The 258-nt window shown below is 67.4% G+C and carries 1 protein-coding gene; it reads right to left on the bottom strand.

Annotated features, from left to right (window positions below; genetic code table 11):
• Positions 1-258: strawberry notch C-terminal domain-containing protein (locus tag QSV46_RS40215; protein WP_314964217.1), on the bottom strand; the 258-nt coding region annotated here is incomplete at both ends.

Below are 258 nucleotides of genomic sequence, written 5' to 3'. Positions count from 1 at the left end.
GGCCGAGACCCTGGATCGCGGCGTCGGCCTTCCAGCCGGGCTCGAGCAGGTAATGGACCCGCAAACGCCGATTCCGTGCCGACAGTTCGGCATGGTAGCTCCTCCCCGTGCCGCCCGCATCGGAGAACACGAGTATCCGCTTGACATCATCCATGAAGGCCGAGGTCTCGGCGAGGTTGGCCGAACCGGCTCGATTCTCGACCACCAGCCGGTCGCCCTTGCGGATGACGCGGCGCGAACGGCCGGTCACCTCGGCGA

Source organism: Bradyrhizobium cosmicum, from assembly GCF_032290525.1.
Lineage (GTDB): Bacteria > Pseudomonadota > Alphaproteobacteria > Rhizobiales > Xanthobacteraceae > Bradyrhizobium > Bradyrhizobium cosmicum_A.
The sequence above is the reverse complement of the archived record's forward strand: the minus strand, read 5'-3'. Positions and strand labels throughout refer to the sequence as shown.